The organism is Kribbella sp. NPDC023855, from assembly GCF_040639475.1.
In the GTDB taxonomy this organism is placed as follows: domain Bacteria; phylum Actinomycetota; class Actinomycetes; order Propionibacteriales; family Kribbellaceae; genus Kribbella.
This window is the reverse complement of the sequence record NZ_JBFAAA010000005.1, coordinates 52,566-65,258: the sequence shown is the minus strand read 5'-3', so window position 1 is coordinate 65,258 and position 12,693 is coordinate 52,566. Positions and strand designations below refer to the sequence as shown.

The following is a 12,693-nucleotide window of genomic DNA, read 5'->3' as shown; positions in this document are numbered from 1 at the left end:
GTGGCTCAGACGACGCCGGCGGCCTTGAGCTCTTCGAGTTCGGCGGTGTCGATGCCGAGCGCGCCGTAGATCGCGGAGTTGTGTTCGCCGAGCCCGGGTGAGGTCTCCACCTGGACCGGCGAGTCGGACAACTTGATCGGGCAGCCGACGGTCTTGAACGTGCCGCGCTGCGGGTGCTTCACCTCGACGACGGCGCCGAGCTCGGCCAGCGTCTCGTCCTCGATCAGTTCCCGGGTGGACAGGATCGGGCCGCACGGCACGTTCAGCGCGTTCAGCTTCTCCATCACCTCGAACTTGGTGTGCTGCTCGGTCCAGGCCTCGATCAGCTCGAACATCTTGTCGAGCTTGTCCAGCCGGGCGGTCGGTGTGGCCCAGTCCGGGTCGTCGGCCAGCTCGGGCCTGCCGATCAGCGTGGCGATCGGCGCCCACCCGGGCGGCTGGACGATCACGTAGATGTAGTCGTTCGGCCCGCCGGGCGCGGTCCGGACCGCCCAGCCGGGCTGGCCGCCACCGGAGGCGTTGCCCGACCGCGGTACCTCGTCGCCGAAGTTGTCGTTCGGGTACTCCTTCAGCGGCCCGTGCGCGAGCCTTTGCTGGTCGCGCAGCTTGACCCGGGTCAGGTTGAGCACGGCCTCCTGCATCGCCACACTGACCCGCTGGCCCTTGCCGGTCGTGGTCCGCTGGTAGAGCGCGGCCAGGATGCCGGCGACCAGGTGGATGCCGGTGCCGGAGTCACCGATCTGGGCTCCGGTCGCGGTCGGCGGACCGTCCTCGAACCCGGTCGTGCTCATCGCGCCGCCCATCGCCTGGGCGACCACCTCGTAGGCCTTGAAGTCCTCGTACCGGCCCGGCCCGAAGCCCTTGATCGAGGCGTAGATCAGCTCCGGGTTGATCAGCTGGAGCCGGTCCCAGGTGAAGCCCATCCGGTCGATCGCGCCGGGCGCGAAGTTCTCCACCAGAATGTCGGAGTTCTTCACCAGGTCGGTGAAGATCTCCTTGCCCCGCTCGGACTTCATGTTCAGGGTGATGCTGCGCTTGTTGCAGTTCAGCATCGTGAAGTAGAGGCTGTCGACGTCCGGGAGGTCGCGCAGCTGCTGACGGGTGATGTCACCGGTGGGCGCCTCGAGCTTGATCACGTCGGCGCCGAGCCAGGCGAGGATCTGGGTACAGGACGGTCCCGACTGCACGTGCGTCATGTCGAGTACGCGAACGCCTTCAAGGGCTTTGCCCATCATCGTCCTCCCGCTACTTGTACATGGTCTGGTTCATCGTTCCGGGCGCGTAGGCGTCCGGATCGACCCACACGTTGATCAGGGACGGCAGGCCGGACTCGCGGGCCCGCTGCATGGCCGGCCCGATGTCCTTGGGGTCGCGGACCTCCTCGCCGTACCCGCCGAGCATCTTGGCGAACTGGTCGTACTTGACGTCGCCGAGCGTGTTCCCAATCCGGCCCCGGTCCTGCCCGTACTTCGCTTCCTGGCCGTAGCGGATCTGGTTCATCGACGAGTTGTTGCCGACCACACCGACGAACGGCAGCTTGAACCGGACCAGCGTCTCGAAGTCCCAGCCGGTCAGCGAGAAGGCGCCGTCGCCGAACAGCGCGACGACCTCCTTGTCCGGCCGGGCGTACTTGGCCGCCATCACGAACGGGATGCCGACACCGATCGTGCCGAGCGGTCCCGGGTCCATCCAGTGGCCGGGCGACTTCGGCTGCACGACGCCACCGGAGAAGGTGACGATGTCGCCGCCGTCGCCGATGTAGATCGAGTCCTCGGTGAGGAACTCGTTGATCTCGTGCGCGAGCCGCAGCGGGTGGATCGGGTTGGCGTCCGACAGCTGCCGCGGCAGCCGCTTCTGGTACGCCGCGTCCTCCTCCGCCCGCAACTCGCTGAACCACGCCTTGCGGTCACCGGCCTTCGCGATCCGGCCCGACGACGCCTGGGTCACCGCGGCCAGGATGGCTCCCGGGTCGCCGACCAGGCCGAGGTCGATGTCGCGGTTCTTGCCGACGGTCCGGTAGTCCATGTCGATCTGCACGACGGTGGCGCCCTTCGGCAGCCGGCGGCCGTAGCCCATCCGGAAGTCGAACGGCGTACCGACGATCAGGATCAGGTCGGCGTTGTTGAACCCGTACCGCCGGGACAGGTGGAAGTGGTGCGGGTCGCCGGGCGGCAGGGTGCCCCGCGCCGAACCGTTCATGTACGCCGGTACGTTCAGCTTCCGGACGAACTCGATCGCCGCGTCGCTGCCACGTGCGGTCCACACCTGCGTTCCGAGCAGGACGACCGGCTTCTCGGCCCTGGCCAGTAGGTCGGCCAGCGCTTCGATGTTCGCCGGGTCACCGATGCTCTTGGTGGACGCTCGGTACCGGCCGGCCTCCGGGATGGTCGCGGACTCGACCGGGACCGAGTTGTCCAGGATGTCGCGCGGGATCTCCAGGAACGACGGGCCCGGAGCGCCGTTGTAGCACTCGCGGAACGCCATCGAGACCATGTCGGCCACTCGTGCGGTGTGCGGCACGGTCGCGGCGAACTTGGTGATCGGCGTCATCATGTCGACGTGGGGCAGGTCCTGCAGCGACCCCATCTTGTGCTGGTTCAGAGCGCCCTGGCCGCCGATCAGCAGCATCGGGCTCTCGGCCCGGAAGGCGTTCGCGACGCCGGTCACGGCGTCCGTCGTACCGGGGCCGGCGGTCACCACGGCGCAGCCGGGCTTGCCGGTCATCCGGGCGTAGCCGTCGGCGGCGTGCGCCGCGACCTGTTCGTGGCGGACGTCGACGACGGCGATACCCTCGTCGACGCAGCCGTCGTAGATGTCGATGATGTGCCCGCCGCAGAGGGTGAAGATCACGTCGATCCCCTCCGCCTTGAGCGCCTTGGCCACCAGATGCCCGCCCGAGATCGTGGCGGTACTCGGTTCCGGCTCGGTCACCTGCGTCACCGCATTTGATTCGGACACTGTTTGCGCCATCTGGCAGTCATCTCCTCGGAGGAAGGCCGTACTGGAATATCAGCCTGTAGATTGCATACCGTATGTGGTAGTCGTTAGTCATATCGCACCGTCGATCCCGTTGTCCAGAGCTCAGCAGGGAGTTGCCATGACGATCCACGACGAACTCGGCCAGACCCGCCGCGCGGTCCAGAACCTCGAGAAAGCCCTTGCAGCGTTGCGGAACCAGCTCGGCCCGCACCTCGACGTACTGCGCCTGCTGGACGACGTCGCGCGATGCTCGGCCGACCTGCGCCGACTCGAGGACCAGCTCGGTACGCCGCGTCCGTACGAGCTGGTGGCGATCCCTGACGACGACTACACCCACGGCCTCTGGGCCACCGGCGACGCCGACCACGAAGGGCTGGGCGCACCCGGCCGCCGAGCCCCCTGAAGCGCCAGACATTGTTTGAGCAGCTGCCGAAGCTGTCCGTCGTCCGCCGCTCGCGCGGTGACGGCCACGGCTTCGGCAGCGTGTTCGCCGGCAACGAAGGTGCGATAGAACGGTTCGCCCAGACCGATCCGGTCAAGGGGTGGCAACCACCAGCGAGCTGTCCCGCCTGGTGATTCCTCCTTGCCCAGGAGATGGAGCGCGGTGCGCTGCGCGTTGGACAACCGTGCGTGTTCGTCGCGGGTCAGCTCGCCCGCTGTCGTGAGAGCCGTCGATATACAGAGCGCGACCAACCGGGCCGACGTTTCGAAGCCGGCCCGCGCGGTCCCCAGGAAGGCCGGGGCCAAGGGCAACAGCGCCCGGCGCCCGGCCTTCGTACTGTGGTCATGGACCATCCTGGCGATCGAGCCGAGCACCGGATGGACGCAGGTCGGTCGATCCGCCCACGGTTCTCGCGCGAGTTTGGAGACCAGTTCCAGCACACACGGTTCGGGCCTCGCCACCCGGCCGTAGGTCACTTACCCGGCCGTACTACTCCGGCGACCGGGGTGCCGAGTTGGGATCGGACCGTGAGCGACGGTCGCCCTGGTTGTTTGAGGAACCGCACGCTCAGGGCGGTGACCAGACCAAGGAGGCCGGCACCCAGGAAGACCGGTCGATAACCGATCGCTTCGACCAGGCCGGCCGTGACACCGACTCCGACCAGCCCACCGGCCGCCTTGGCGCTGTACAGGATCGCCTGGTTCTGCAGCAGACTGTTCTCGCCGAAGAACTCGAGCACCAGATTCGCCATGATCGCGTAGAAGGCACCGCCGCCGAGACCGGCGAACATCGCGAACAGCACGAAGGCCCACCCCGCGCCGGCCTCACCCGCCAGCACCAGCCCGACCTGCGTCAGCCCTTCGATCATCAGTACTGCGGCCAGCACCCGCCGACGGCCGAACCGATCAGACAGCTGGCCGGCGAAGGACCTGCCGAGACCGTTGACCGCAGCAAGCAATCCGGCGGCGAAGCCAGCCACGGCCAGCCCGAGCTGCGCCTGGATCGCATAGCTGACGACGAAGGCGATGCCGAACAGCGACAGCGCAGTACTGAGTGCGAGGGTCAACCACATCAGCGGGAGCGCTCCGGTGCGCATCGCCTCGCCTGGACGGTAGTGCCGGGCAGCGGGGATGTTGTTGGGGATGCTGCGGTTGAGTTTGCGGTCGACGGCCCAGGCCTGCGCGTCGAGTTCAGCCGGCCACCAGTGCCGCGGCGGATCCTTCAGGACGCCGCCTGCTGTCAGCACGATGAGCAATGCCAGCGCGGCAGCTAGGTCGAACACCAAGCGATGGTCGGCGACGGTCAGCAACGCGATACTCGGCACGGCACCGACAGCGAACCCGCCGGTGACGAACCCGATCGTCGCGACCCGGTTGTCGGGGAACCACCGACCGGCGGTCGTGATGCAGGCGGCGTACACGAGACCCGCGCCGGTGCCACCGATCACGGCGTACCCGAGCACAACAGCCGGATAGCTCGCAGCATGAGCCAACGTCGCCAGCCCGGCTGCAGCAAACACCCCACCCAGTACGACGAGGCGCGTCGGTGTCACCCGGCGTACCCGTTGGAGCCAGGCCGCGGGGATCGCGACCAAGGCCTGACAAGCAACGAAGATCGCCAGCAGCCACATCGTCTGGACGGCACCCCAACCGCGACCTGACTGCAGGTCGAGAGCCGCCGTGCCGAAGGAGTACTGCAAGGGGCTGATGGCCACCATGCAGGCCCAGGCGGCCCACAGTTGCCAGCGCCTCGGATGCCCGGTGAGTTCTCGGGCGTCTTCACCGACCCGGTACTGGCGGCCGTACACGTCACGAACATCCCGTGCTGTCATCAGCGCCTCCTGCGTGACTGGGGTGGCGGGGCGGGGAAGGATTGAGTACTGCATACCGTATGTGGTCTTTGGTACTCCTCTGCGCTACCGCTTGTCCAGAGTTGAGAAGGTCTTGTGACCGGAGTGCATACAGCATACAGTCGGCCGCAGACCGATCGAGGAGGACTTCTGTGGACCTGATGGAGTACCAAGCCAAGGAACTCTTCGCCCGGCATCAAGTGCCGGTGACCCTGGGCCGAGTGGTCGAAGACGCTGCGGACGCGGCCGCGGCTGCCGAGGAGCTGGGTGGCCGGGTCGTGGTCAAGGCCCAGGTGAAGGCCGGCGGCCGGGGCAAGGCGGGTGGCGTCAAACTTGCCGCGACACCGGCCGAGGCGACCGAGCGCGCTCGCGACATTCTCGGCATGGACATCAAGGGACACACGGTCCGCCGGGTCCTGCTCGCGCCGGCCGCGGACATCGCCGCGGAGTACTACTTCTCCTTCCTGGTCGACCGGGCCAACCGCAACTACCTGTGCATCGCGAGCACCGAGGGTGGCGTCGAGATCGAAGAGGTCGCACACAGCAACCCCGATGCGATCGCGAAGATCTCGATCGACCCCGCAATCGGCGTCGACGCGGCGAAGGCAGTGGAGATCGTCACCGCTGCGGGCCTCCCCGCCGACGCGGCGTCCGTAGTACAGGCGTTGTGGGAGGTGTTCATCGCGGAGGACGCGTCATTGGTTGAGGTGAATCCGCTGGTGAAGCTGGCCGACGGCTCGCTGGAGGCGCTCGACGGGAAAGTGACGCTGGACGAGAACGCGGCGTACCGGCATCCCGATCATGCGGCCTTCGACGACAAGGCGGCCGCGGATCCGCTGGAGGCGGCGGCCCAGGAGAAGGGGCTGAACTACGTCAAGCTCGACGGCTCCGTGGGCATCATCGGCAACGGCGCGGGACTCGTCATGTCCACGCTCGATGTGGTCGCGTACGCCGGTCAGGCACACGGTGGGGTGAAGCCGGCCAACTTCCTCGACATCGGCGGCGGGGCGTCGGCCGAGGTGATGAAGAACGGGCTCAGCATCATTCTCGGCGACCCGCAGGTGCGCAGCGTGTTCGTGAACGTGTTCGGCGGCATCACCGCGTGCGACGCCGTCTCCAACGGGATCGTGCAGGCCCTCGAGCTGCTCGGCGCCGAGGCGGACAAACCGCTGGTGGTCCGGCTGGACGGCAACAACGTGGAGGAAGGCCGGCGGATCCTTGCGAAGGCGAACCACCCGCTGGTGACAGTGGTCGACACCATGGACGGCGCCGCCGACCGCGCCGCCGAACTGGCCGCAACAGGGCGTTGAGGAGACTGAGATGGCAATCTTCCTGACCGAGCAGAGCAGGGCCGTGGTCCAGGGCATGACCGGGGCCGAGGGGCAGAAGCACACCTCCCGGATGCTTGCCGCCGGCACCAACATCGTCGGCGGCGTGACGCCGGGCAAAGGCGGCCAGTCGGTCGACTTCGCCAAGCGGTCGATCCCGGTCTACGGGTCGTGCGCCGACGCGGTGAAGTCGACCGGTGCGGACGTCTCGATCGTGTTCGTGCCGCCGAGGTTCACCAAGGGCGCGGTGATCGAGGCGGTCGACGCCGGGATCGGGCTGGTCGTGGTGATCACCGAAGGCGTGCCGGTGCACGACACGGCCGCGTTCTTCGCCCACGCGCAGGCGGCGGGCACGCGGATCATCGGGCCCAACTCCCCCGGCCTGATCAGTCCCGGCAAGGCGAACGCGGGCATCATCCCGGCCGACATCGCCGGCCCCGGCCGGATCGGGCTGGTGTCGAAGTCGGGCACGCTGACCTACCAGATGATGTACGAACTGCGGGAGTACGGCTTCACCACCGCGATCGGCATCGGCGGCGACCCGATCATCGGGACCACTCATATCGACGCGTTGCGGGCCTTCCAGGACGATCCCGAGACCGAGGCGATCGTGATGATCGGCGAGATCGGCGGCGACGCCGAGGAACGCGCGGCCACCTTCATCAAGGAGTACGTGACCAAGCCGGTGGTTGGCTATGTGGCCGGCTTCACCGCGCCTGAGGGCAAGACCATGGGCCACGCCGGCGCCATCGTCTCCGGCTCCTCCGGCACTGCGCGCGCCAAGCAGGAGGCGCTCGAAGCGGTCGGGGTCAAGGTCGGCAAAACCCCAACCGAAACCGCCACCCTGATGCGAGCAGCCCTCGACCAACTCCTCGTGCACTAATCCCCTGAGAAAGTCGTTCATCGGGTTCCGATTGAGACGAGGAGGATGCCGGCTACTACCGCGGTGAGGCCGGTCAGGGTGGCGAGGGTGAGCTTTTCGCGGAATGCGAGGATGCCGAGGATGTTGCCCATGACAACGTTCAGGGTGCGGCCGACCGCGACGGTGGTGACTGGTGACAGGGACATCGCGACCAGGACCAGGCCGTAGCTGGCCGGCGTCAGTACTGCGATCGGGAGCGCCTGGCGCCAGTTCTTGAGACTGCCACGACGCGGTTTCACCACCAGGCTCAGCACCAGCACCTGGCCGACGCTGGCGACCGCGAGATAGGGCAGCACGCTGACGCCCAGCGAAGCGATCGCATAGCTGTCCCAAAGGGTGTAGGCGCAGCTGCAGGCCGCGACCGCCAACCCTCTCCCGCTCCCCCGGCCAGGTGCGACCCGGTCCATCACGAGCACTCCCCCCAGTACGGCGGCCACTCCACACCACACCCTCAGGGACGGCGCACCGATCCAGGGAATCGCGGCGAGAGTGACGAGGACCGGGGTCATCCCGCGACTGACGGAGTACACGACCGAGAAGGCACCACTGCCGTAGGCCCACTGCAGCACCACTGCATAAACCGTGTGCAGGACCATGCTCACCAGACCGGCCGGCCATGACCTCGCCAGCTCGCCCTGCAGACCGGACCAAACCAGCAGACCCAACGAAACGGGCGCCCCGATCACCGAACACAGCCAGACGAACTGCGGCCCATGCTGCCCGGACTTCTTCATCAACAAGTTCCAGGCCGCATGGCAGAGCGCGGCCACCGTCAGAATCCCCACCACCGTCACGTAGACAGTGTCTACACCCTGAGGGTAGACACTGTCTACTCGACGACGATCACTTCCGCGGCGGCCCGCTGCTGGCTCGGACGATCAGCTTGGTGTCCACCGAGACGGGCTGGTGATGATGTTCGCCGGCCTGGATCTGGCTGATCAGCGCATCGACGCTGCGGCGGCCGACCTCGGAGAAGAACTGCCGGACCGTCGTCAGCGGCGGCCAGAAGTGCGCCGCCTCCTCCTTGTCGTCGAAACCGACGACACTGATGTCCCCCGGCACCTCCCGACCGTGCTCGTGCAGGGCATGCAGCAGACCGAGCGCCATCTGATCGTTGGCGACAAAAACCGCGGTCACGTCAGGGTTCGCAGCAATCTCGCGCCCCGCGTCGTACCCCGACTCCGTCGACCAGTCGCCCATCAGCACCGGGGGAACCGGGCAGCCGCGATCCTGCAGCGTCTTGCGCCAGGACGCCAGCCGTCGCGAGGCCGCGACAGAGGTGGCCGGACCACCCAGATGCCAGACCGTCTTGTGACCGAGATCCAGCAGATGCTCGGTGGCGATCCGGGCACCCTGAGCCTGGTCGGTATCCACCACCGGGTAGTCGAACTCCGCGTCGGAGTCCACCACGACCACCGGCAACCCGTCGGGCAGCATGACCTCCGCCTCGTCGAGCTGGTGTGCCTCGATCAGGATGATCACCCCGTCGACGGCCTGCTCGCCGAGCCGGTCGAAGGCGCCGGTCAGGGCCGCCTGGGTGGCATCGAGCACCGGCATCAGGTGTACGGCGTACCCGCTGGCTGTGGCCGCGGTGGCCACAGCGTCGAGGGTGCGGGTGTTGCCGAAGCTGGACAGCTCGAACACGATCACGCCGATACTGCGGAACCGCCCGTTACGCAGCGCCCGCGCCGCGCCGTTGGGCCGGTAACCGACCTCGCGCATGGCGGCCAGCACCCGGTCCCGGGTGGCCGCGTCGACGTTGTGCCGCCCGTTGGCGACACGCGACACCGTCTGGCCCGAAACACCGGCCAGCCGGGCCACGTCGGCCATCGACGGTCCACGCCGGCGGCGTACCGGACTGTCGTCCACTGTCATCGGCAGCTCCTTCGGGCTCTCGCCGAACTATAGACATGTTGACGTCAACACAGTACCTTTCCGGTCAGAAATGTTGACGTAAACATCGGAGGCCGCAGGCAGATGCACCGAGATACCAGGGGATGGGTCTTCGTCGGACCGTTCCTCGCCGTTTTCGCGCTCACGTTCCTGGCCCCGATCGGGTACGCGATCTATCTGAGCCTGTTCCGCGACCAGGCGTTCTTCGGCGGCACCGTGTTCGTCGGGCTGGACAACTACGCCGCGGTGATCCAGGACGCCAAGTTCTGGGAGTCGTTCCTGCGGGTGCTGGCCTTCCTGGTCGTCCAGGTGCCGGTGATGCTGATCCTGGCCCTGCTCGCCGCGCTCGCGATCGACAGCGCCCGGCTGCACGGCGCGAGTTTTTTCCGGATCGTGATCTTCCTCCCGTACGCCGTACCGGGGGTGGTCGCGGTGCTGATGTGGGGCTTCATCTACGGCAACAACTTCGGCCTGGCCGCCGATCTCAACGACCTGCTCGGCAGCTCGATCCAGCCGCTGAGCAAGTCCTGGATGCTGCCCTCGATCGCGAACATCGTCACCTGGGAGTTCGTGGGCTACAACATGCTGATCTTCTACTCGGCCCTGCGCACGATCCCCGAGGACCTGTACGAGGCGGCCGCGATCGACGGGGCCGGGACGCTCCGGACCATCCGGGCGGTCAAACTGCCCGCACTGCGGGGCGCCATCGTGATCGCCACCATCTTCTCGATCATCGGCAGCTTCCAGCTCTTCAACGAGCCGAACATCCTGCGGGTGCTGGCGCCGAACGTGATCACCACGTACTACACGCCGAACATGTACGCCTACAACCTGTCCTTCGCCGGCCAGCAGTTCAACTACTCCGCGACGGTCGCGATCGTGATGGGCCTGCTCACCGCGATCATCGCCTACGTCGTCCAGCTGCGCGGTTCCCGGGAGGCACTGTGAGCACCACCTCGCCGCTGCGGCCGAAGCGTTCGCCGCTGCTGACCGGAATGATGGCGCTCTACCTCATCTACACGCTGGTCCCGCTGCTCTGGTTGTTGATCAGCGCAACCAAGACCCAGACCGACCTGCAGTCCACCTCGGGGTTGTGGTTCGGGAAGCAGTTCGCGTTGTTCGCCAACATCCGGGACACGCTGACCTACAACGACGGCATCTTCCTGCGCTGGCTCGGCAACACCCTCCTGTACGTCGTGGTCGGCGCGGGCGGGGCCACCCTGCTCGCGACCGCGGCGGGCTACGGGCTGGCGAAGTACAAGTTCGCGGGCCGGCGCGCTGTCTTCGCCGTACTGCTGGGAGCCGTCGCTGTCCCCGGTACCGCGCTGGCCGTGCCGACCTTCCTGATGTTCTCCAACCTCGGGCTGACGAACACCGTCTGGGCGATCATCATCCCGTCGCTGGTCAGCCCGTTCGGGCTCTACCTGATGTGGGTCTACGCCACCGACGCCGTACCGCACGAACTGCTCGAGGCGGCCCGGATCGACGGGGCCGGCGAGATCCGGATCTTCTTCACCGTCGCGCTGCGACTGCTTGCCCCTGGCATCGTCACGGTGCTGCTGTTCGCGGTGGTCTCCACCTGGAACAACTACTTCCTGCCGCTGATCATGCTCAGCAAGCCGACCCTCTACCCGCTCACCGTCGGGCTGACCCAGTGGAGCAACCAGGCCACCGGAGTGGGCGCCCGGCCGATCTACAACCTGGTGATCACCGGCTCGGTACTGACCATCGTGCCGCTCGTCGTCGCCTTCCTCCTGCTCCAGCGGTTCTGGCAGTCCGGTCTGAGTGCCGGCAGCGTCAAACAGTGAAAGGAATCTGATGAGAACTGCAGTCTGGCGGAGCGCCGCGGCCGCACTGGTCCTGGTGACCAGCACGCTCGTCGCCGCCCCGGCCATCGCGCCCCCCGCCACCGCCACCACTACCGCCGCCACCGACGCCACCGCTTCGGCCACCACCGGACCGACCAGCACCCGCGAGTTCCGCGGCGTGAACTGGGCCGACCCGCGCGACAACTACGCCTCGGACGAGGTCGTCCCGTCCGGCCTGAGCACCGCTGACAGCTACGTCGCCACCTACGCCAAGGCCACCGGCATCGTCGGCGAGTTCCGCAAGGAACTGAAGGCGAACACGGTCCGGCTGCCGATCAACCCGTCCAGCGTCGGGACCGACTGGTGGCGGTCCTACCGCGGCGCGATCGACGCCGCCACCGGCCAGGGCTTCAAGGTCATCCTCAGCTACTGGGAGGCCAACAACGCCAAGGACGGCCGGGTCGACGACCAGGCCGCGTACGACGCGATGTGGAGCACCGTCGTCGCGGCGTACGGGAAGAACCCGCGGGTGTACTTCGAACCGATGAACGAGCCGTTCGGGTACTCGACCGACGAGTGGGTGTCGTTCACCTCGTCCTGGCTGGCCAAGCACAAGGACGTTCCGCGCGGCCGGGTGGTCATCTCCGGGACCGGCTACAACGACAACGTGACCGGCGTCGGCGCGGCGGCCGCGCTGAAGGGGACGCTGCTCTCCCTGCACTTCTACGGTTTCTGGGACGACGCCACCACCGAGCAGGAGTGGCTGGACAACCTCAGGCCGCGGATCGGCGAGTACGGCTGGCGCACGATCATCGACGAGGCCGGCTCACCGATGACGATCGGGCTGAACTACGGCAACCACGAGGGCAACGTCTCCACCGCGTACTTCGGTGCGCTCACCCAGGTCGCCCGCGAGCAGGGCATGGGTGTCGTCTACTGGCCCGGCCTGCGCACCGGCGACTCCTACTCCCTGACGACCCAGGTCGGTCCCTCGAACCTCGAGGTCAACAGCGCAAGCGGTCTGGCGCAGTTGCAGTGGGGCTGGGGCCTGCTCAAGAACGAGCCGGTCAACGACCTTCCGCCGGCACCGCCGGGTGAGCAGCTGCGCGGAGTCGCCAGCGGCCGCTGCCTCGACGTACCGGGGTTCTCGACCACCGACGGCACCGCGCTCGACCTGTGGGACTGCAACGGCGGAGGCAACCAGGCGTGGAACCCGACCGCGGACAAGCAGATCACCATCTACGGCACCAAGTGCCTCACCCCGAACGGATCGACCGCAGGAAGCCCGGCCATCATCACCGGCTGCACCGGCGGGTCCGACCAGACCTGGGAACACAACCCGGATCTGTCCATCTCCAGCATCGGCCGACCAGGTCTCTGCCTCGAAGCTTCCGGCACCGCGAACGGAAGCCCGGTCATCGTCTCGGCCTGCAACGGCCAAAGCAACCAGCAGTGGGAACAGTGAAGGGATC

The 12,693-nt window shown here is 67.3% G+C and carries 12 protein-coding genes; 7 read left to right on the top strand and 5 right to left on the bottom strand.

Features of this window, described 5'->3' with window-relative positions:
* Positions 1-5: 5 nt before the first annotated feature.
* A complete protein-coding gene (gene frc, locus AB0F51_RS19335; protein WP_360281661.1) occupies positions 6-1,232 on the bottom strand; it encodes a formyl-CoA transferase in 1,227 nt (408 codons plus the stop codon).
* 13 nt (positions 1,233-1,245) lie between these two features.
* Positions 1,246-2,970, bottom strand: a complete 1,725-nt coding sequence (locus tag AB0F51_RS19330; RefSeq protein ID WP_360281660.1) for a thiamine pyrophosphate-binding protein — start codon at positions 2,968-2,970, stop codon at positions 1,246-1,248.
* Positions 2,971-3,097: 127 nt separating this feature from the next.
* On the opposite strand from AB0F51_RS19330, the gene AB0F51_RS19325 reads away from it, so the two are divergent.
* Together AB0F51_RS19325 and AB0F51_RS19320 are read left to right on the top strand one after the other, a co-directional pair.
* The gene (locus tag AB0F51_RS19325) at positions 3,098-3,382 is read left to right on the top strand and encodes a hypothetical protein (RefSeq protein ID WP_360281659.1); all 285 of its coding nucleotides are present in this window, start codon (positions 3,098-3,100) and stop codon (positions 3,380-3,382) included.
* A gap of 11 nt (positions 3,383-3,393) precedes the next feature.
* Entirely contained in the window at positions 3,394-3,555 is a 162-nt protein-coding gene (locus tag AB0F51_RS19320) for a hypothetical protein (RefSeq protein ID WP_360281657.1), read from the top strand.
* A gap of 338 nt (positions 3,556-3,893) precedes the next feature.
* Here AB0F51_RS19320 and AB0F51_RS19315 read toward each other — a convergent pair whose 3' ends face one another.
* Positions 3,894-5,252, bottom strand: coding sequence for an OFA family MFS transporter (locus AB0F51_RS19315; RefSeq protein ID WP_360281655.1), 1,359 nt, complete (start codon positions 5,250-5,252; stop codon positions 3,894-3,896).
* Between the two features lie 170 nt (positions 5,253-5,422).
* Between AB0F51_RS19315 and sucC the strand changes: the two genes are divergently transcribed.
* Both sucC and sucD read left to right on the top strand, forming a co-directional pair.
* Complete coding sequence (gene sucC, locus AB0F51_RS19310; RefSeq protein WP_360281653.1) at positions 5,423-6,580, top strand: ADP-forming succinate--CoA ligase subunit beta; 1,158 nt, start codon at positions 5,423-5,425, stop codon at positions 6,578-6,580.
* A 10-nt stretch (positions 6,581-6,590) separates the two neighbouring features.
* Positions 6,591-7,481, top strand: coding sequence for a succinate--CoA ligase subunit alpha (gene sucD, locus AB0F51_RS19305; protein ID WP_360281651.1), 891 nt, complete (start codon positions 6,591-6,593; stop codon positions 7,479-7,481).
* Between the two features lie 17 nt (positions 7,482-7,498).
* Here the strand turns inward: sucD and AB0F51_RS19300 are convergent, their stop codons facing one another.
* On the bottom strand, positions 7,499-8,314 hold the full coding sequence (locus tag AB0F51_RS19300) for an EamA family transporter (protein ID WP_360281649.1): 816 nt from the start codon (positions 8,312-8,314) through the stop codon (positions 7,499-7,501).
* Positions 8,315-8,363: 49 nt separating this feature from the next.
* A complete protein-coding gene (locus tag AB0F51_RS19295; protein WP_360281647.1) occupies positions 8,364-9,395 on the bottom strand; it encodes a LacI family DNA-binding transcriptional regulator in 1,032 nt (343 codons plus the stop codon).
* 102 nt (positions 9,396-9,497) lie between these two features.
* On the opposite strand from AB0F51_RS19295, the gene AB0F51_RS19290 reads away from it, so the two are divergent.
* From AB0F51_RS19290 to AB0F51_RS19280, 3 genes are read left to right on the top strand one after another with little or no spacing between them, the layout of a single operon-like run.
* Positions 9,498-10,361 carry a sugar ABC transporter permease gene (locus AB0F51_RS19290; RefSeq protein WP_360281645.1) on the top strand — a complete coding sequence of 288 codons (864 nt, stop codon included), beginning with the start codon at positions 9,498-9,500 and terminating at the stop codon, positions 10,359-10,361.
* Positions 10,358-11,221 (top strand): carbohydrate ABC transporter permease, encoded by an 864-nt coding sequence (locus tag AB0F51_RS19285; protein WP_360281643.1) that lies wholly within the window; start codon positions 10,358-10,360, stop codon positions 11,219-11,221. Before AB0F51_RS19290 ends, AB0F51_RS19285 begins: the two co-directional genes overlap by 4 nt.
* Before the next feature lie 10 nt (positions 11,222-11,231).
* A complete protein-coding gene (locus AB0F51_RS19280; protein WP_360281642.1) occupies positions 11,232-12,686 on the top strand; it encodes a ricin-type beta-trefoil lectin domain protein in 1,455 nt (484 codons plus the stop codon).
* The last annotated feature ends 7 nt before the right edge of the window (positions 12,687-12,693 follow it).

Coding starts and splice junctions, on each gene's coding strand:
- AB0F51_RS19325 (WP_360281659.1), top strand. CDS start 3,098: ATGACGATCCACGACGAACTCGGCCAGACCCGCCGCGCGGTCCAGAAC.
- AB0F51_RS19315 (WP_360281655.1), bottom strand. CDS start 5,252: ATGACAGCACGGGATGTTCGTGACGTGTACGGCCGCCAGTACCGGGTC.
- sucD (WP_360281651.1), top strand. CDS start 6,591: ATGGCAATCTTCCTGACCGAGCAGAGCAGGGCCGTGGTCCAGGGCATG.
- AB0F51_RS19280 (WP_360281642.1), top strand. CDS start 11,232: ATGAGAACTGCAGTCTGGCGGAGCGCCGCGGCCGCACTGGTCCTGGTG.
- AB0F51_RS19290 (WP_360281645.1), top strand. CDS start 9,498: ATGCACCGAGATACCAGGGGATGGGTCTTCGTCGGACCGTTCCTCGCC.
- AB0F51_RS19330 (WP_360281660.1), bottom strand. CDS start 2,970: ATGGCGCAAACAGTGTCCGAATCAAATGCGGTGACGCAGGTGACCGAG.
- frc (WP_360281661.1), bottom strand. CDS start 1,232: ATGGGCAAAGCCCTTGAAGGCGTTCGCGTACTCGACATGACGCACGTG.
- AB0F51_RS19295 (WP_360281647.1), bottom strand. CDS start 9,395: ATGACAGTGGACGACAGTCCGGTACGCCGCCGGCGTGGACCGTCGATG.